The organism is Enterobacter sp. 4974935 (assembly GCF_058661735.1).
Genome location: NZ_JBZWGT010000003.1, coordinates 4,474,333 through 4,492,162, shown reverse-complemented (window position 1 = coordinate 4,492,162; position 17,830 = coordinate 4,474,333). Strand labels below are relative to the sequence as shown.

Below are 17,830 nucleotides of genomic sequence, written 5' to 3'. Positions count from 1 at the left end.
CAGGCGAGGAGAAGACGTTGAAGTCCAGGAAAGAGGTTGCCTCGGCGACCATGAAAGACGTTGCCGAGAAAGCACAAGTCTCAACAGCAACCGTGTCCCGCGCATTGATGAACCCTGACAAAGTCTCCCAGGCGACCCGAAACCGGGTTGAAAAGGCGGCGCTTGAGGTCGGTTATTTCCCGCAAGCCATGGGGCGCAACGTTAAACGCAACGAATCCCGCACCATCCTGGTGATCGTGCCGGACATCTGCGATCCCTTCTTCAGCGAAATCATCCGCGGCATTGAGGTCACGGCCGCCGCCCAGGGCTATCTGGTGCTGATTGGTGATTGTGCCCACCAGAACCAGCAGGAAAAAACGTTCATCGACCTGATCATCACCAAGCAGATTGATGGCATGCTGCTGCTTGGCTCACGCCTGCCGTTTGATGCCAGCATTGAAGAACAGCGCAATTTACCGCCAATGGTCATGGCGAACGAATTCGCGCCGGAGCTGGAGCTGCCGACCGTTCATATCGATAACCTCACCGCCGCGTTCAACGCCGTGAACTATCTTCAGGAGCTGGGGCATAAGCGTATCGGTTGTATTGCCGGACCAGAAGAGATGCCGCTGTGTCATTACCGGTTGCAGGGCTACGTTCAGGCGCTTCGCCGTACCGGGGCTGTTGTCGATCCGCACTACATTGCGCGCGGTGATTTCACCTTTGAAGCGGGCGGGCAGGCGCTGGAAAAATTGCTTACCTTGCCAGAACCGCCTACCGCGGTCTTCTGCCACAGCGACGTGATGGCGCTGGGGGCGTTATCCTACGCCAAACGTCACGGCCTGCGCGTGCCGAAGGACCTGTCGATAATCGGTTTTGATAATATTTCGCTTTCGGAGTTTTGCGATCCGCCGCTTTCGACTGTTTCGCAGCCGCGGTATGACATTGGCCGGGAAGCGATGCTGCTTTTGCTGGATCAGTTGCACGGTCAAACAGTTAGCAGTGGGTCACGACTACTGGATTGTGAGCTGATTGTGCGCGGCTCTACCCAGGCATTAACTTAAAGTAAATACCTTTCGACACCCTTATCTGGTCAAAGCCCCGTCGCTTAAGTAACATGGCGGGCTGACGAACGAATAAATACAGCGAAACGATAGTGGCACAACGAGATTATGTACGTCGCGGCCAGCCGGCACCTTCGCGACGCAAAAAGAGTAGTTCAAAAAGCAAGCAACGTAGCCTGTCTGCTGTCTCCCCAGCCATGGTCGCCATTGCTGCGGCTGTGCTGGTGGCCTTTATTGGCGGCCTCTACTTCATTACGCATCATAAAAAAGAAGAGTCTGAAGCCCTTCAGGGTAACAAGGTCGTCGGCAACGGCCTTCCTCCGAAGCCTGAAGAGCGCTGGCGCTACATTAAAGAGCTGGAAAGCCGCCAGCCTGGCGTACGTGCGCCTACCGAGCCTTCTGCCGGGGGTGAAGTGAAGAATGCCGATCAGCTGACGGACGAACAGCGCCAGTTGCTCGCTCAGATGCAGGCGGACATGCGCCAGCAGCCTACGCAGTTGAACGAAGTACCGTGGAACGAACAAACCCCGGCGCAGCGTCAGCAAACGTTGCAGCGCCAGCGTCAGGCACAGCAGCAAACGCAACAGCAGCAGTGGACGCAGACGCAGCCGGTACAACAGCCGCGTACACAACCGCAGCAGCAGACGCGTACCGTACAAACGCAGCCTGTTCAGCAGCAGCCGAAAGCCCAGCCGCAGAAGCAAACAGCACAGCCGTATCAGGATCTGTTGCAGACGCCTGCACATACCACTGCGCAACAGCCAAAAACGCAGCAGGCTGCGCCGGTCACTAAAGAGACCGAGGCACCAAAGCAGACGGCTGAGAAAAAAGATGAACGCCGCTGGATGGTTCAGTGCGGTTCGTTTAAAGGCGCTGAGCAGGCAGAAACGGTGCGAGCTCAGCTGGCATTTGAAGGATTTGACTCACGCATTACCACCAATAACGGCTGGAATCGCGTGGTGATTGGACCGGTCAAAGGCAAAGAAAACGCAGACGGCACCATTTCCCGTTTGAAAGTGGCTGGCCACACAAACTGCATTCGACTCGCCTCCGGGGGTTGAAACCCCCAAAATCCCCCCCATCTATCATTTAATTCAGCCCTGAGCACAGGCTCAGGGCTTCTGTTTCCCGAATCTGTAACCAGGGGGTCTGCTCGTGACAACAATAGTAAGTGTACGCCGTAACGGCCAGGTGGTAATTGCCGGTGATGGCCAGGCCACGCTGGGTAATACCGTCATGAAAGGCAACGTGAAGAAAGTACGTCGTCTTTATAACGACAAAGTGATCGCCGGTTTCGCAGGCGGCACGGCTGATGCCTTCACGCTGTTTGAACTGTTTGAACGCAAACTGGAAATGCATCAGGGTCATCTGGTGAAAGCCGCCGTTGAGCTGGCAAAAGACTGGCGTACCGACCGCATGCTGCGCAAGCTCGAAGCACTGCTGGCCGTGGCTGACGAAAACGCCTCGCTGATCATCACCGGTAACGGCGACGTGGTTCAGCCTGAAAACGACCTGATTGCCATCGGCTCTGGCGGCCCGTACGCCCAGGCCGCAGCCCGTGCGCTGTTGGAAAATACCGACATGAACGCGCGCGATATCGCGGTGAAAGCGTTGGATATTGCAGGTGATATCTGCATCTATACCAACCACAATCACACCATCGAAGAATTGACCTCCAAAGCGTAAGGATCGCCCATGTCTGAAATGACCCCACGCGAAATTGTCAGCGAACTGAACAAACACATTATCGGCCAGGACAACGCCAAGCGCTCCGTGGCTATCGCACTACGTAACCGCTGGCGTCGCATGCAGCTCGACGAAGAGCTCCGCCACGAAGTGACACCAAAAAATATTCTGATGATCGGCCCGACCGGGGTGGGTAAAACCGAAATCGCTCGTCGTCTGGCCAAACTGGCTAACGCGCCGTTCATCAAAGTTGAAGCCACCAAGTTCACCGAAGTGGGCTATGTGGGTAAAGAAGTGGACTCCATCATCCGCGACCTGACCGATTCAGCGATTAAGATGGTGCGTGTCCAGGCGATTGAGAAAAACCGCTATCGCGCCGAAGAGATGGCCGAAGAGCGTATTCTCGACGTGCTGATCCCACCGGCAAAAAATAACTGGGGACAGGCTGAACAGCAGCCTGAACCTTCTGCTGCGCGTCAGGCATTCCGTAAAAAACTGCGCGAAGGCGAGCTGGACGACAAAGAGATTGAGATCGATCTCGCTGCCGCGCCAATGGGCGTGGAAATCATGGCCCCTCCGGGCATGGAAGAGATGACCAGCCAGTTGCAGTCCATGTTCCAGAACCTGGGCGGGCAGAAACAGAAAGCGCGTAAGCTGAAAATCAAAGACGCGATGAAGCTGCTGATTGAAGAAGAAGCCGCGAAGCTGGTTAACCCGGAAGAGCTGAAACAGGACGCTATCGACGCGGTTGAGCAGCACGGTATCGTGTTTATCGACGAAATCGACAAAATCTGTAAGCGCGGCGGCAACAGCTCCGGCCCGGATGTTTCCCGCGAAGGCGTTCAGCGCGACCTGCTGCCGCTGGTGGAAGGTTGCACCGTCTCTACCAAGCACGGCATGGTGAAAACTGACCACATTCTGTTTATCGCGTCAGGTGCGTTTCAGGTTGCCAGCCCATCCGATCTCATTCCGGAACTGCAGGGTCGTCTGCCAATCCGCGTTGAGCTGCAGGCGCTGACCACTGAAGATTTCGAACGTATCCTGACTGAGCCAAACGCTTCTGTGACCGTACAGTACAAAGCGTTGATGGCGACCGAAGGCGTGAATATCGAGTTCACCGACGATGGGATCAAACGCATCGCTCAGGCCGCATGGCAGGTCAACGAAACCACCGAAAACATCGGTGCGCGTCGTCTGCACACCGTGCTGGAACGCCTGGTGGAAGATATCTCTTACGATGCGAGCGACCTTAACGGTCAAACCATTACCATTGACGCAGAGTATGTGGGCAAACACCTGGATGCGTTAGTGGCAGATGAAGATCTGAGCCGTTTTATTCTATAATCGCGTTCAATGCATTTTCATCACTGTTGATGGGGGCTATGGCCCCCATTTTTATTGGCTAAATAACTATGACTGATATCAGCCGTACGCAGGCGTGGCTCGAAAGTCTGCGTCCAAAAACGCTTCCTCTGGCTTTTGCCGCCATTATCGTCGGTACCGCACTTGCCTGGTGGCAGGGGCATTTCGATCCCCTGGTGGCTGGTCTGGCGCTTGTCACCGCCGGGCTACTGCAAATCCTCTCTAATCTCGCCAATGATTACGGCGATGCGGTAAAAGGCAGCGATAAACCTGATCGTATCGGGCCGCTGCGCGGGATGCAAAAAGGGGTAATTACCCAGGCACAGATGAAGCGGGCGCTGATTATCACCGTGGTGTTGATTTGCCTGTCCGGCCTGGCGCTGGTGACGGTCGCCTCGAAAACCACCAGCGATTTCATTGGCTTCCTGGTGCTGGGCTTGCTTGCCATTATTGCAGCAATTACCTATACCGTCGGGACGCGTCCTTACGGGTATATTGGTCTGGGCGACATCTCCGTACTGGTGTTCTTCGGCTGGCTGAGCGTCATGGGAAGCTGGTACTTGCAGGCGCATACGGTGATCCCCGCCCTGTTCCTGCCCGCGACCGCCTGCGGTCTGCTGGCGACGGCGGTGCTGAATATCAATAACCTGCGCGACATCGACAGCGACCGTGAGAACGGTAAGAACACGCTGGCCGTGCGTCTGGGCCCGGTGAATGCCCGCCGCTATCACGCCTGCCTGCTCATCGGCGCGCTGGTCTGCCTGGCGCTGTTCAATCTGATCTCTCTGCACAGCCTGTGGGGCTGGCTGTTTGTGCTCGCCGCACCGCTGCTGTTTAAGCAGGCCCGCTATGTCATGCGTGAACTCAGCCCGGCTGCCATGCCGCCGATGCTGGAGCGCACGGTAAAAGGCGCGTTGCTGACTAACCTGCTGTTCGTCATCGGGATTGTTTTAAGCCAGACGCTGAGTTAGCTGACAAATATCAATTAACAATTGATGATTTTGCCAACAAGGCATTTCGCACGATATACTGAACACATTCGCAGCAACAGAGCGTTAAACCTATGAAATACGATACCTCCGAGCTTTGTGACATCTACCAGGAAGATGTCAACGTCGTTGAACCCCTGTTCTCCAACTTTGGTGGACGGTCGTCGTTTGGCGGACAAATCATCACGGTGAAATGTTTCGAGGACAACGGGTTGCTGTACGATCTGCTCGAAGAGAACGGCCGTGGCCGCGTTCTGGTGGTCGACGGCGGCGGTTCCGTGCGCCGTGCATTGATTGATGCTGAACTGGCGGGAATTGCCGTCCAGAACGAGTGGGAAGGCATTGTGGTGTACGGTTCCGTGCGTCAGGTGGACGATCTCGAAGACATGGATATCGGGATTCAGGCCATCGCGGCCATACCGGTAGGCGCAGCGGGCGACGGCATCGGCGAAAGCGACGTGCGCGTCAATTTCGGCGGCGTGACCTTCTTCTCGGGCGACCACCTTTATGCTGACAATACCGGCATTATCCTTTCCGAGGATGCGCTGGACATTGAGTAGTTAATCGATAAGCGAGATGCATAAAAAAACCGCCAACAGCAATGTGGCGGTTTTTTTGTCCCTCGGGATTCGCGGTCCGTTGGGTGATATTGCAACCTTTAACCAGGATTTTTATCTTACCCTGATTCATTCCTCAGGTAACCCCTGTCGACCCTTTATGAATTCCTAATTATGTGTGGGAACCTTAACTCCGCAGCTGTTGCTCATTATGATGCTGTGTCCCTTTCCGCCATCTCGCAAATGGGCGCCGGTCCAGGGAAAGGTGTATTCACAACCGTAAAGCAACCTTTAACCGGGCTTGTGTCCACCGACTTATCACCGGTGGTGAACGGTGGAGCGGTAAGCAGCAGGGACCGCATAATGAAACGCTATTTATGTATCGCGTTCATTGTCGCCAGCGTACTCGTTGTAAAGAGCGATGAACCTGTTGGGTTTGTTGCTTTTGCTACGACAGCGCAGGACAAGTAGCGTTAAGGCCGCCTCAGGCGGCCTTTTTTATGGTTTGATATCGGTTAGCGAAAACCATAAAAAAGCCGGGTGGCGGCTTCGCCTTACCCGGCCTAATCAGTTAACCCCACCGGAATTAAACTTCTTCCATACGTCCCAGCAGTGCCTGCAGGCGATCCTGCCAGCCGTTCTGCTGTTCGCGCAGCTGGTTGTTTTCGCGCTCCAGTTCTTCACGGCTGTGCTGAGCATTCTGAACTTCCTGGGACAGGGAGTTGTTTTTCTCTTTCAGCTCTTCAATTTCCATCTGCAGCAGGGTGATGGTGTCGATCGCCTGCTGTACTTTCGATTCCAGTTTCTCAAACACTTCTAAAGACATGATGCTACCTCTCCTGAATTGCAAGGCGACGCTTTAACGTAAACGCGCACGACATATACCGTCGATTGTATGGAGCGCGGCGCTCTGTGTCCAGCGACACACCGCGCAGATCGCGGTTTGCAACACTTTTAGGTCTGGTCCTGGTGCGTTCGCGGCATATACCCCTAAATTGTTAACTCTTTAGTTAATGAAATGATTCAGCTCACATTATACCGTTGATGCAAAAACGCGCTTTATGGCGCGAAAACGCTCATTTTATTGACACAGACCACACATTTTGATTTCGATATTTCTCGTTTGTGCTCGTTAACGATAAATTAACACTATGTCTACAGGGCATCGTGGCTGTCACGGGCGGTCACGCAAACAATAAACATTACTCTTTTGCAGGATTCCGATTATGAGTCAGACATCAACCTTAAAAGGCCAGTGCATTGCCGAGTTCCTGGGTACCGGGTTGTTGATATTCTTCGGAGTAGGCTGTGTCGCTGCACTGAAAGTGGCAGGTGCCAGTTTTGGTCAGTGGGAAATCAGTATTATCTGGGGTTTGGGCGTGGCGATGGCCATCTACCTGACCGCAGGGGTTTCCGGCGCACATCTTAACCCGGCGGTGACCATCGCGTTGTGGCTATTCGCGTGCTTTGACGGACGCAAAGTTGTCCCTTTCATCATTTCACAATTTGCCGGCGCCTTTTGCGCAGCGGCGTTAGTTTACGGGCTTTATTACAATCTTTTCACCGACTTCGAACAGACGCATCATATGGTGCGTGGCAGTGTCGAAAGTCTGGAACTGGCAGGCATTTTCTCAACGTATCCGAATCCGCATATTAATTTTGTGCAGGCGTTCGCAGTTGAAATGGTGATTACCGCTATTCTGATGGGCGTCATTATGGCGCTGGGCGACGACGGAAACGGCATTCCGCGCGGCCCGCTGGCACCACTTTTGATTGGCCTTCTGATTGCGGTAATTGGCGCATCCATGGGTCCGCTGACCGGCTTTGCGATGAATCCGGCGCGTGACCTGGGTCCAAAAACCTTCGCCTTCTTTGCAGGATGGGGCGATGTCGCCTTTACCGGCGGCAAAGACATTCCTTACTTCCTGGTTCCGCTGTTCGGGCCTATCGTAGGGGCGGCGCTGGGCGCATTCGGCTATCGCAAATTAATTGGTCGCCACTTACCGTGCGACACCTGTGTGGAAGAGGAAAAAGAGTCGACTTCCACCACACAACAAAAAGCTTCGCTGTAATCTGACTACGGGACACATACCATGACCGAAAAAAAATATATCGTTGCGCTCGACCAGGGCACTACCAGCTCCCGCGCTGTCGTAATGGATCATGACGCGAACATTGTCAGCGTGTCTCAACGCGAATTTGAGCAAATCTATCCGCGTCCAGGCTGGGTTGAACACGACCCGATGGAGATCTGGGCATCACAAAGCTCCACGCTGGTGGAAGTGCTGGCGAAAGCCGACATCAGTTCTGACGAGATTGCCGCTATCGGTATCACCAACCAGCGTGAAACCACCGTTGTCTGGGAGCGCGAAACCGGTAAGCCCATCTACAACGCCATTGTCTGGCAGTGCCGCCGCACCTCAGAGATCTGCGAAAAACTGAAGCGCGACGGAATGGAAGAGTACGTGCGCAGTACAACCGGTCTGGTCATTGACCCCTATTTCTCCGGCACCAAAGTGAAGTGGATCCTCGATCACGTGGAAGGTTCACGCGAACGTGCACGACGCGGCGAGCTGCTGTTTGGCACCGTCGATACCTGGCTTATCTGGAAGATGACTCAGGGACGCGTTCACGTCACCGACTACACCAACGCCTCGCGCACCATGCTGTTCAACATCAACACCCTGGAGTGGGATGACAAGATGCTGGACGCGCTGGACATTCCGCGTGCGATGCTGCCAGACGTGCGCAAATCTTCAGAAGTTTACGGCCAGACCAACATCGGCGGTAAAGGCGGCACCCGTATTCCTATCGCCGGTATTGCCGGTGACCAGCAGGCGGCGCTGTTCGGCCAGCTGTGCGTCAAGGAAGGGATGGCGAAGAACACTTACGGCACCGGCTGCTTTATGCTCATGAACACCGGCGAGAAAGCGGTGAAATCAGAAAACGGTCTGCTGACCACCATCGCCTGCGGCCCACGCGGTGAAGTGAACTATGCCCTGGAAGGGGCGGTATTCATGGCGGGTGCCTCCATTCAGTGGCTGCGCGACGAGATGAAGCTGATCAGCGATGCGTTTGACTCCGAATACTTCGCGACCAAAGTGAAAGACACCAACGGCGTATACGTGGTGCCAGCGTTTACCGGTCTGGGCGCACCGTACTGGGATCCGTACGCCCGCGGCGCGATTTTCGGCCTGACGCGCGGTGTGAACTCAAACCACATTATTCGTGCGACCCTGGAATCCATCGCCTACCAGACGCGCGACGTGCTGGAAGCGATGCAGGCGGACTCCGGCATTCGTCTGCACGCCCTGCGCGTGGACGGCGGTGCGGTAGCCAACAACTTCCTGATGCAGTTCCAGTCCGACATTCTGGGTACCCGCGTTGAACGTCCTGAGGTGCGAGAAGTAACGGCGCTGGGCGCGGCGTATCTGGCAGGGCTGGCGGTTGGCTTCTGGCAAAACCTTGACGAGCTTCAGGAAAAAGCGGTGATCGAACGCGAATTCCGTCCAGGCATCGAAACCACCGAGCGCAACTACCGCTACAGCGGCTGGAAGAAAGCGGTGAAACGTGCCCTGGCATGGGAAGAGCACGACGAGTAAGACAGACTCACCCCTCACCCTAACCCTCTCCCCAAAGGGGCGAGGGGACTTAAAACACCCTCTCCCCTTTGGGGAGAGGGCCGGGGTGAGGGGCTCAGACCGCACCACCCCTCCCCCTCCCCACTCTGTGATAAACTTCGTGCAATTCCTTTTGATTGTACGAGTACCTCATGAAACGTGAACTTGCTATCGAGTTTTCCCGCGTCACCGAAGCAGCTGCCCTTGCAGGCTATAAGTGGCTGGGTCGTGGTGACAAAAATACCGCAGACGGCGCAGCCGTCCACGCCATGCGCATTGTGCTTAATCAGGTCAATATCGATGGCACTATCGTCATTGGCGAAGGCGAAATCGACGAAGCCCCGATGCTCTACATCGGTGAAAAAGTCGGGACGGGCAAAGGCGATGCGGTGGATATCGCGGTCGACCCGATCGAAGGCACGCGCATGACGGCGATGGGCCAGGCCAACGCGCTGGCGGTGCTGGCGGTGGGCGATAAGGGCTGCTTCCTCAACGCGCCAGATATGTACATGGAAAAGCTGATTGTCGGTCCTGGTGCTAAAGGCGCTATCGACCTTAGCCTGCCGCTGGATGCCAACCTGCGCAATATCGCAGCGGCGCTGGGTAAACCGCTCAACGAACTCACCGTGACCATCCTGGCGAAACCGCGCCACGACGCCACCATCGCTTATCTGCAAGCACTCGGCGTGCGCGTATTTGCCATTCCTGATGGCGACGTTGCCGCCTCTATTCTGACCTGCATGCCGGACAGCGAGGTCGACGTGCTTTACGGCATCGGCGGCGCGCCGGAAGGTGTGGTCTCTGCGGCAGTGATCCGCGCGCTGGACGGCGATATGCAGGCGCGTCTGCTGCCACGCCATGAGGTCAAAGGCGACAGCGACGAGAACCTTCGCATTGGTGAAGACGAACTGGCGCGCTGTGCGGCGATGGGCATCGAGGCCAATAAAGTGCTCGCGCTGAACGAGATGGCTCGCAGCGATAACGTGGTCTTCTCCGCAACCGGCATCACCAAAGGCGATCTGCTGGATGGCATCACCCGCAAGGGAAACATGGCCACCACTGAAACCCTGCTGATCCGCGGCAAATCCCGCACCATTCGCCGCATTCAGTCCATTCATTATCTCGACCGCAAAGACCCGGACGTACAGACGCACATTCTGTAAAACCGTTTGATCGATAGAGCTTTCCGGCCCGAATGGGCTGGAAATGTTTCCCACAAGTACGGAAGATAGAAGAGAGAAACAGCACAGGAGAAGATCATGGCGGACTGGGTAACAGGTAAAGTCACAAAGGTACAGTTCTGGACCGATGCGCTATTTAGCCTCACGCTGCACGCGCCCGTTCATCCGTTTACCGCCGGGCAGTTTGCCAAGCTCGGGCTGGATATCGACGGTGAACGCGTACAGCGCGCCTACTCTTACGTTAACGCGCCTGATAACCCGGATCTCGAGTTCTATCTGGTCACCGTCCCGGACGGTAAGCTCAGCCCGCGCCTCGCCGCGCTGAAACCGGGCGATGAGGTGCAGATTGTCTCCGACGCGGCGGGGTTCTTCGTGCTGGATGAAATCCCCGACTGTGACACGCTCTGGATGCTGGCGACCGGCACGGCCATCGGCCCGTATCTCTCTATCCTGGAGTACGGCAAAGATCTGGAGCGCTTTAAGAATATCGTGCTGGTTCACGCCGCGCGCTACGCCGCAGACCTGAGCTATTTGCCGCAGATGCAGGCGCTGGAACAGCGATATGGCGGGAAGTTAAAAATTCAGACGGTGGTCAGCCGCGAAACCGCAGCTGGCTCGTTAACCGGTCGCGTTCCGGCGTTGATTGAAAGCGGCGCGCTGGAAGAGGCGGTGGGTTTACCGATGAATACCGAAACCAGCCATGTGATGCTGTGCGGTAATCCGCAGATGGTGCGCGATACGCAGCAACTGCTGAAGGATACCCGGCAGATGACGAAACACCTTCGCCGCCGACCGGGCCATATGACCGCCGAACACTACTGGTGATCAGCGGTACTTCACCTCAAGGGTATCTTTTCCGTATTTGTTCTCGCTCTGGGTGCCAATAAACGCACCCAGTTCGACAACCATCATCACAAAGATAACCGTCGGCAGCAGTCTGCCCACCACCCACGGGAGGATGGAGGGCAGCATTGACCAGTTCCCCGCCACTAGCATCCACGCCAGAATAATCAGAAAAGCCCAAGCGCCGGAGCGACCGCGATCGTGCAGACGTTTCACCACCACGGCAGCGGTTGGCCACAGTAAACAGACCAGCGCAAAAGCCGCAGTTTGCGTGCTCAGCCAGGCGTTATAGGCAACAAAAAACAGAAGCAGCATGGCGACAACCCACGCTGCCATCCAGATCCAGAAGTCACGGCGTCCAATACGCCCTTTGAATGAAAACAACCACTGCTGTATGGTCATGTAAGGTTCCTTATTATTGTTTAGCCCGCATTTTACCCTGGAGTTGTGACCTTTTGACAAGCCGACCAGATATCGTTTTAATCATGGGCAATAACGGCCAGGGGCAATGTTGATGAAAAGTTCGGCACACTCTCTTTATTTGTGTTTAGCGATGCTGAGCGCCAGTTTTTCTCTGCACGCCGCGGAACCGGCTTCCCCGGTCACCGCCCCCTACCTTCTGGCGGGCGCCCCCTCTTTCGATCAATCTATCAGCCAGTTCCGCGAAGCCTTCAATAAAGAAAACCCCTCGCTTGCGCTGGGGGAGTTCCGTGCGATTGACGGTGCCCGCGATACGCCAACCCTGACCCGCGCTGCCAGCAAAATTAACGAGAATCTATATGCTTCCACTGCCCTTGAGCGCGGAACGTTAAAAATCAAAAGTATGCAGATCACCTGGCTGCCGATTCAGGGCCCAGAGCAGAAAGCAGCGAAAGCGAAAGCGCTGGAGTATATGAGTGCTATTTTGCGCGCCTTTACCCCCACCTTCACGAAAGCGCAAAGCCAGCAAAAGCTGCAAAAACTGCTTACCGCCGGGAAAAACAAACGCTATTACGCCGATACGGAAGGTGCCGTTCGCTATGTTGTCGCAGATAACGGCGAAAAGGGGCTGACCTTCGCGGTTGAACCGATTAAGCTGGCCCTATCAGACGCACTCGAGGGGGCGAATTAATGACAAAAAGCAAAGCCTTTCGAGGGAAAATCTCTATACTGATTCACAGACCATGCTGCCCTTAAGGGTGGCCATATTCCTTAATTCGCTTATTGAGCGTGGAGAATTGAAATGCGACATCCTTTAGTGATGGGTAACTGGAAACTGAACGGCAGCCGCCACATGGTAAACGAACTGGTTGCTAACCTGCGTAAAGAGCTGGCTGGCGTGACCGGCTGCGCGGTTGCCATCGCTCCGCCGGATATGTACCTGGATCTGGCTAAACGTGCCGCTGACGGCAGCCACATCATTCTGGGCGCGCAGAACGTTGACGTTAACCTGTCTGGCGCGTTTACCGGTGAAACCTCCGCTGAAATGCTGAAAGACATCGGCGCGAAATACATCATCATCGGCCACTCTGAGCGTCGCACCTACCACAAAGAATCTGACGAGTTCATCGCGAAGAAATTCGCTGTGCTGAAAGAGCAGGGTCTGATCCCGGTTCTGTGCATCGGTGAAACCGAAGCAGAAAACGAAGCGGGTAAAACCGAAGAAGTGTGCGCACGTCAGATCGACGCTGTGCTGAAAACCCAGGGCGCGGCAGCGTTCGAAGGCGCGGTTATCGCTTACGAGCCAGTCTGGGCGATCGGTACCGGCAAATCTGCAACTCCAGCGCAGGCACAGGCGGTGCACAAGTTCATCCGTGACCACATTGCAAAAGCAGACGCGAAAGTGGCTGAGCAGGTCATCATCCAGTACGGCGGTTCCGTTAACGCATCAAACGCAGCTGAGCTGTTCACCCAGCCAGACATCGATGGCGCGCTGGTTGGCGGCGCATCCCTGAAAGCAGACGCTTTCGCGGTGATCGTTAAAGCGGCAGAAGCGGCTAAGCAGGCGTAATTGCCTTTGGGGCGGGTGGCGCTTCGCTAACCCGCCCTACAAAACCACTACAAACGTCCTAATACGCTAAACCACAAATAATCCAGCGGCAGCAGCACCAGATACGTCGCAATCGCCAGCGCCAGGCAGAGCAGCATCCCCGCCTTCGCAGGCACTTTCCCTAAGCCCATCGCCACCACAATCGGCGACGCCTGATACGGCAGCAGCGGCGTGGAATACCCCAGCACCTGAATCATGATCACCGACAGCAGCGGGAAGCCGGTCGCGTCGGAGAAGCTCTGCGCCAGCGTGGTGTACAGCGCCGGAACGCCGTTGGCGGTCATAATGAAGTTGAGCGCCGTGGTGATCCCCGTCAGCGCCAGGAAGCTGGTAAACTGGCGGTCTGCATCCAGCGGCATGATATGGAGCAACGCCTCACCTACGGCCGCACCGATACCGGTCTGCGTCACCGTAATGGCCAGCCCGAGTATACCCGCGACGTAAATACAGGTGCGCATATTCACCCCCGCCGAGAACTCCTCGCCGGTGATAAATCCGATGCGCGGCAGCATAACGATGACCGAGGCCGCCAGCCCTGTCCACGCTGGGCCCACGCCGTGCCAGCTCTCCGTTACCCACATCGTCAACACCACCGCCAGCAGCCAGGCGAGTCGTTTTTCGTCACGCCCCATCGGTTCCGATGGCGCGAGATCCTTCGCCGGTTTTGGGTTGCCGGGAAACAGCCAGCAGATCAGGCCAATCAGAATCAGGCCTTTGAGAATACCCAGCACCGGCGTGTGCAGCAGCAGATACGGGACATAGTTGAGGTGGATGCCGTATGAGCCCTCCGCCGCGCCGCTCATCACAAGGTTTGGCACGTTAGCGGGCAAAATAGTGGCCGAGAGCTGGAAGGTGCCAAACCCGACCGCCAGCGCCAGGCCAAACCAGGCCCGCGAGCCATCAGGAATGCCGGCCCGCTTCGCCATCGCGGCGACAATCGGCATCAGCAGCGCAATACGTCCCATGTTCGACGGCATCACGAATGCCAGGGCATAGCTCAGCAGCACAACGCTTGCCACCATCAGCACCCAGGAGTCGGTAAGCTTTGCCGACAGCGCCCGGGCGGCCCTGTCCGCCAGGCCGGTTTTCCGAATCGCCACGCCCAGCACAAAGCCGCTGAACACCAGCCAGAAGGCAGACGAGGCGAAGCCGCCAAAGATCACTTCCGGCGGGGCGATTCTGGCGGTCATCGCCGCCGTAAAGAACAGCAGCGCGGTGATAAATTCCGGCAACAGCGACGTCGCCCACAGCACGATGGTGACGCCGACGATCAGCGAGGGAAGCAGCAGAGGATGCGTTAACCAGAGCGACATACCTGTCTCCTGTAGAATTTTTCAGCAAGTCTACGGCGACAGGCAGGGCGAGTAAACGCTATTTATGGTGGGGTCACTTCAGGATATCGCATTGATGATCCTGCAATTCCTCAGCCGACGCGCGGTTAAAGGTAAGCAGGTTACGCTCTGTCGCCAGCAATACAAACGAGCCGTCTGACTGCTGCGCCATCGCCAGCGCGAAGCGTCCCATATGGTCGCGCGCTTCCGGCAGCTCTTCCGCCAGCATCATAAACGGGCTGCGCTGCACCAGTTCGTTCTCCGTCACCCGACGGGCAAGGTACTCATGCCCTTCCAGCCCGCCCGGAAGCGGTAGCCACTGGGTGCTGATTTGCCCCTGCGCCGCGTTCAGCTTCTCGCGCACGTCCGGGCGCAGGCAGGAGATGTGGATATGAAAATGGTTCTGCGTGCGCCCGGTCGGGGAGTTGATGGTCAGAGAAACAGCGCTGTCAGGCACGTCGGCCCCCCGCTTCATGCTCATAAAATGACGAGACTGCCATGCCAGCCAGAAGAAATTCGGTGTCTGAGGCTCAGTCAGCAGCGGGCTTTCGGTGCCGTTAATACGGTACGTGGGCATCAGGAGGTATTGCAGCGGTCCGTTGCGGTCCTTGAACACCACGTAGCCCGCATCTGGCTTCACCTGCGCACACGGTGCCGGGTTACGGTTATGCAGCTGGTTGGGCACACACTGGTCGAGAACGATATGACGCAACGCATTCGGATTACCCGCTTTCATCCAGTACACGCCGCCTGCGGCAAGGGCGATAACGATCAGAATCAGTAAGATAATTTTTTTCACAACGCGTTCCCTGTTTTCAATAGAGGCAAAAGAGTAACGCAAAATGATGACCAAATAAAAAACCCGGTGGATTTCTCACACCGGGTTACCGTGTCGTTCTTTGTAAAACGCTTAGCGCTTGCTGATCTGGTCGAAGGTGCCGCCGTTAGAGAAGTGCTCTTTTTGCGCTTTGGTCCAGCCGCCAAAAACATCATCGATAGTGAACAGCTTCAGTTTCGGGAAGGCATTTTCGTATTTCTTCGCGACGGCCTCATCGCGCGGGCGGTAGAAGTTTTTCGCCGCAATTTCCTGCCCTTCCGGTGAGTAGAGGTACTTCAGGTAGGCTTCCGCCACCGCTTTGGTGCCCTTCTTATCAACAACCTTATCGACGACGGAGACGGTCGGCTCAGCCAGGATGGATTCGCTCGGGGTCACGATCTCGAATTTGTCTTTACCCAGCTCGTTGGTCGCCAGCAGGGCTTCGTTTTCCCAGGCAATCAGCACGTCGCCGATGCCGCGCTCGACGAAGGTGTTGGTTGCGCCGCGCGCGCCGGAGTCCAGCACTTCGACGTTTTTAAACAGTGCTTTGACGAAGTCCTGTGCTTTGGCCTGATCGCCGTTGTTATGGTGCAGCGCGTAGCCCCAGGCCGCCAGGTAGTTCCAGCGTGCGCCGCCGGAGCTTTTCGGGTTCGGCGTGATGACAGACACGCCCGGCTTAATCAGGTCGTTCCAGTCTTTAATCTGTTTCGGGTTGCCTTTGCGCACCAGGAAGACGATGGTCGAGGTGTATGGCGCAGAGTTGTCCGGCAGGCGCTTGATCCAGTTTTTGTCGATACGGCCACGCTCCGCGATCGCATCCACGTCATAAGCCAGCGCCAGGGTCACCACGTCGGCTTCGATACCGTTGATCACCGATGTCGCCTGCTTACCTGAACCGCCGTGAGACTGGCGAACCACCACGTTATCGCCGGTTTCCTGTTTCCAGTGCGCCGCAAAAGCTTTGTTGTACTGGTCGTACAGTTCACGCGTCGGATCGTACGACACGTTCAGTAACTGAATGTCCTTTGCCAGAACGCTGGTCGATGCCAGCAATAATGTTAACCCCACGCCCCATTTATTCATCGCCCGGCTCTCTTGTTTAGTGTTTTGATGAATGCAGCGTGCCAGAAAGCTAACCGATGATTAAAGAATAAAAAAAGATTGGCTATAACGTGGAGGAATAAAAAAAGTGAATGAGCGGCCTGATGCCCTCACCCCAACCCTCTCCCACGGGAGAGGGAGCAACCATAAAAAACGGTAACCCAAGGGTTACCGTTTTGCATTTACCTTGCCGCCACCGGGCAACAGAGCCGATCAGTACAGTTTTTTCGCGCAGTCCAGCCAGTCACCTTTGAACGGACGCTTCATGTTTTCAATGGCGTCGATGATGTCATGGTGAACCAGTTTCTCGTTCTGAATACCGACGCAGCGGCCGCCGTGGCCCTGTAGCAGCAGCTCGATCGCGTACGCACCCATGCGGGACGCCAGGATACGGTCGTACGGGCCTGGGGAACCGCCACGCTGAATGTGACCCAGAACGGTCGCGCGGGTTTCGCGTTTGGTTTCGGTTTCGATGTACTTCGCCAGCTCGTCAACGTCACAGATGTGCTCGGTGATAGCAACGATGGCGTGTTTCTTACCTTTCGCGATGCCGGCTTTGATCTCTGCGACCAGATCTTCACGGCTGAACTCTACTTCCGGAACTACCACGAACTCACAGCCACCGGCAATGGCCGCTGCCAGGGTCAGGTCACCGCAGTAACGGCCCATCACTTCAACAATGGAAATACGCTGGTGAGAGGAAGAGGTGTCACGCAGGCGGTCAATCGCTTCCACAACGGTACCCAGCGCGGTGAAGTAACCGATGGTGTAGTCAGTGCCTTTGATGTCGTTGTCGATAGTGCCAGGCAGGCCGATGCACGGGAAGCCCATTTCAGTCAGACGTTTTGCACCCATGTACGAGCCGTCGCCGCCGATAACCACCAGCGCATCCAGACCCCGTTTTTTCATGTTTTCGATAGCCACTTCACGGATGTGTTCGTCACGGAATTCCGGGAAGCGCGCGGAACCGAGGAAAGTACCGCCACGGTTGATCATGTCAGACACGCTGTAGCGGTCGAGCTGAACCATGCGGTCTTCATACAGACCCAGGTAACCGTCATAGATACCAAAAACTTCCAGACCTTCCGTCAGCGCTGCACGGACAACCCCACGGATTGCCGCGTTCATGCCCGGCGCATCACCGCCGCTTGTCAACACACCGATTTTCTTAATCATGACTACCTCTGAACTTAGGAATGCAAAATTGAAATCTGCTGCCGGAAGAAACTGTTCAACCGTCGAATACTGCAAATAGTATATCAATCCCTTCC

The 17,830-nt window shown here is 55.9% G+C and carries 18 protein-coding genes; 12 read left to right on the top strand and 6 right to left on the bottom strand.

Annotated features, from left to right (window positions below; genetic code table 11):
* The first annotated feature begins 17 nt into the window (after positions 1–17).
* The 6 genes from cytR (at position 18) to rraA (ending at position 5,640) form a co-directional block, all read left to right on the top strand.
* Positions 18–1,043 (top strand): DNA-binding transcriptional regulator CytR, encoded by a 1,026-nt coding sequence (gene cytR / locus AC4OVS_RS22720; RefSeq protein ID WP_491922734.1) that lies wholly within the window; start codon positions 18–20, stop codon positions 1,041–1,043.
* A 92-nt stretch (positions 1,044–1,135) separates the two neighbouring features.
* Positions 1,136–2,104, top strand: a complete 969-nt coding sequence (ftsN, locus tag AC4OVS_RS22715; protein ID WP_017383099.1) for a cell division protein FtsN — start codon at positions 1,136–1,138, stop codon at positions 2,102–2,104.
* Between the two features lie 94 nt (positions 2,105–2,198).
* On the top strand, positions 2,199–2,729 hold the full coding sequence (gene hslV / locus AC4OVS_RS22710; protein ID WP_022649795.1) for an ATP-dependent protease subunit HslV: 531 nt from the start codon (positions 2,199–2,201) through the stop codon (positions 2,727–2,729).
* 9 nt (positions 2,730–2,738) lie between these two features.
* A complete protein-coding gene (gene hslU / locus AC4OVS_RS22705) occupies positions 2,739–4,073 on the top strand; it encodes an ATP-dependent protease ATPase subunit HslU (RefSeq protein ID WP_022649796.1) in 1,335 nt (444 codons plus the stop codon).
* 62 nt (positions 4,074–4,135) lie between these two features.
* A complete protein-coding gene (gene menA, locus AC4OVS_RS22700) occupies positions 4,136–5,062 on the top strand; it encodes a 1,4-dihydroxy-2-naphthoate polyprenyltransferase (RefSeq protein WP_114138782.1) in 927 nt (308 codons plus the stop codon).
* Positions 5,063–5,154: 92 nt separating this feature from the next.
* Positions 5,155–5,640: a ribonuclease E activity regulator RraA gene (gene rraA / locus AC4OVS_RS22695; protein WP_022649798.1), complete on the top strand. Its 486-nt coding sequence runs from the start codon at positions 5,155–5,157 to the stop codon at positions 5,638–5,640.
* Between the two features lie 583 nt (positions 5,641–6,223).
* Here the strand turns inward: rraA and zapB are convergent.
* Positions 6,224–6,463, bottom strand: a complete 240-nt coding sequence (zapB, locus tag AC4OVS_RS22690) for a septal ring assembly protein ZapB (RefSeq protein ID WP_022649799.1) — start codon at positions 6,461–6,463, stop codon at positions 6,224–6,226.
* A gap of 400 nt (positions 6,464–6,863) precedes the next feature.
* Between zapB and AC4OVS_RS22685 the strand changes: the two genes are divergently transcribed.
* The 4 genes from AC4OVS_RS22685 (at position 6,864) to fpr (ending at position 11,263) form a co-directional block, all read left to right on the top strand.
* Positions 6,864–7,709 (top strand): MIP/aquaporin family protein, encoded by an 846-nt coding sequence (locus AC4OVS_RS22685; RefSeq protein ID WP_427178768.1) that lies wholly within the window; start codon positions 6,864–6,866, stop codon positions 7,707–7,709.
* A 21-nt stretch (positions 7,710–7,730) separates the two neighbouring features.
* Positions 7,731–9,239 (top strand): glycerol kinase GlpK, encoded by a 1,509-nt coding sequence (gene glpK / locus AC4OVS_RS22680; RefSeq protein ID WP_022649801.1) that lies wholly within the window; start codon positions 7,731–7,733, stop codon positions 9,237–9,239.
* A gap of 170 nt (positions 9,240–9,409) precedes the next feature.
* Positions 9,410–10,420 carry a class II fructose-bisphosphatase gene (gene glpX, locus AC4OVS_RS22675; protein WP_023307187.1) on the top strand — a complete coding sequence of 337 codons (1,011 nt, stop codon included), beginning with the start codon at positions 9,410–9,412 and terminating at the stop codon, positions 10,418–10,420.
* Positions 10,421–10,516: 96 nt separating this feature from the next.
* Positions 10,517–11,263, top strand: coding sequence for a ferredoxin--NADP(+) reductase (fpr, locus tag AC4OVS_RS22670; RefSeq protein WP_022649803.1), 747 nt, complete (start codon positions 10,517–10,519; stop codon positions 11,261–11,263).
* On the opposite strand, the gene AC4OVS_RS22665 is transcribed toward fpr, so the two are convergent.
* Positions 11,264–11,683: a DUF805 domain-containing protein gene (locus tag AC4OVS_RS22665; protein WP_022649804.1), complete on the bottom strand. Its 420-nt coding sequence runs from the start codon at positions 11,681–11,683 to the stop codon at positions 11,264–11,266.
* 112 nt (positions 11,684–11,795) lie between these two features.
* Between AC4OVS_RS22665 and AC4OVS_RS22660 the strand changes: the two genes are divergently transcribed.
* Positions 11,796–12,392: a DUF1454 family protein gene (locus AC4OVS_RS22660; RefSeq protein WP_022649805.1), complete on the top strand. Its 597-nt coding sequence runs from the start codon at positions 11,796–11,798 to the stop codon at positions 12,390–12,392.
* Between the two features lie 111 nt (positions 12,393–12,503).
* Positions 12,504–13,271 (top strand): triose-phosphate isomerase, encoded by a 768-nt coding sequence (tpiA, locus tag AC4OVS_RS22655; protein ID WP_003862019.1) that lies wholly within the window; start codon positions 12,504–12,506, stop codon positions 13,269–13,271.
* 47 nt (positions 13,272–13,318) lie between these two features.
* Here the strand turns inward: tpiA and AC4OVS_RS22650 are convergent, their stop codons facing one another.
* The 4 genes from AC4OVS_RS22650 to pfkA all read right to left on the bottom strand — a co-directional run bounded on the left by AC4OVS_RS22650 (position 13,319) and on the right by pfkA (position 17,735).
* The gene (locus AC4OVS_RS22650; protein WP_491922733.1) at positions 13,319–14,623 is read right to left on the bottom strand and encodes an SLC13 family permease; all 1,305 of its coding nucleotides are present in this window, start codon (positions 14,621–14,623) and stop codon (positions 13,319–13,321) included.
* A gap of 73 nt (positions 14,624–14,696) precedes the next feature.
* The gene (locus tag AC4OVS_RS22645) at positions 14,697–15,440 is read right to left on the bottom strand and encodes a CDP-diacylglycerol diphosphatase (protein ID WP_063853151.1); all 744 of its coding nucleotides are present in this window, start codon (positions 15,438–15,440) and stop codon (positions 14,697–14,699) included.
* Between the two features lie 111 nt (positions 15,441–15,551).
* Positions 15,552–16,541 carry a sulfate ABC transporter substrate-binding protein gene (locus AC4OVS_RS22640; RefSeq protein ID WP_003862012.1) on the bottom strand — a complete coding sequence of 330 codons (990 nt, stop codon included), beginning with the start codon at positions 16,539–16,541 and terminating at the stop codon, positions 15,552–15,554.
* 231 nt (positions 16,542–16,772) lie between these two features.
* The gene (pfkA, locus tag AC4OVS_RS22635) at positions 16,773–17,735 is read right to left on the bottom strand and encodes a 6-phosphofructokinase (RefSeq protein WP_003862009.1); all 963 of its coding nucleotides are present in this window, start codon (positions 17,733–17,735) and stop codon (positions 16,773–16,775) included.
* Between the last annotated feature and the right edge of the window lie 95 nt (positions 17,736–17,830).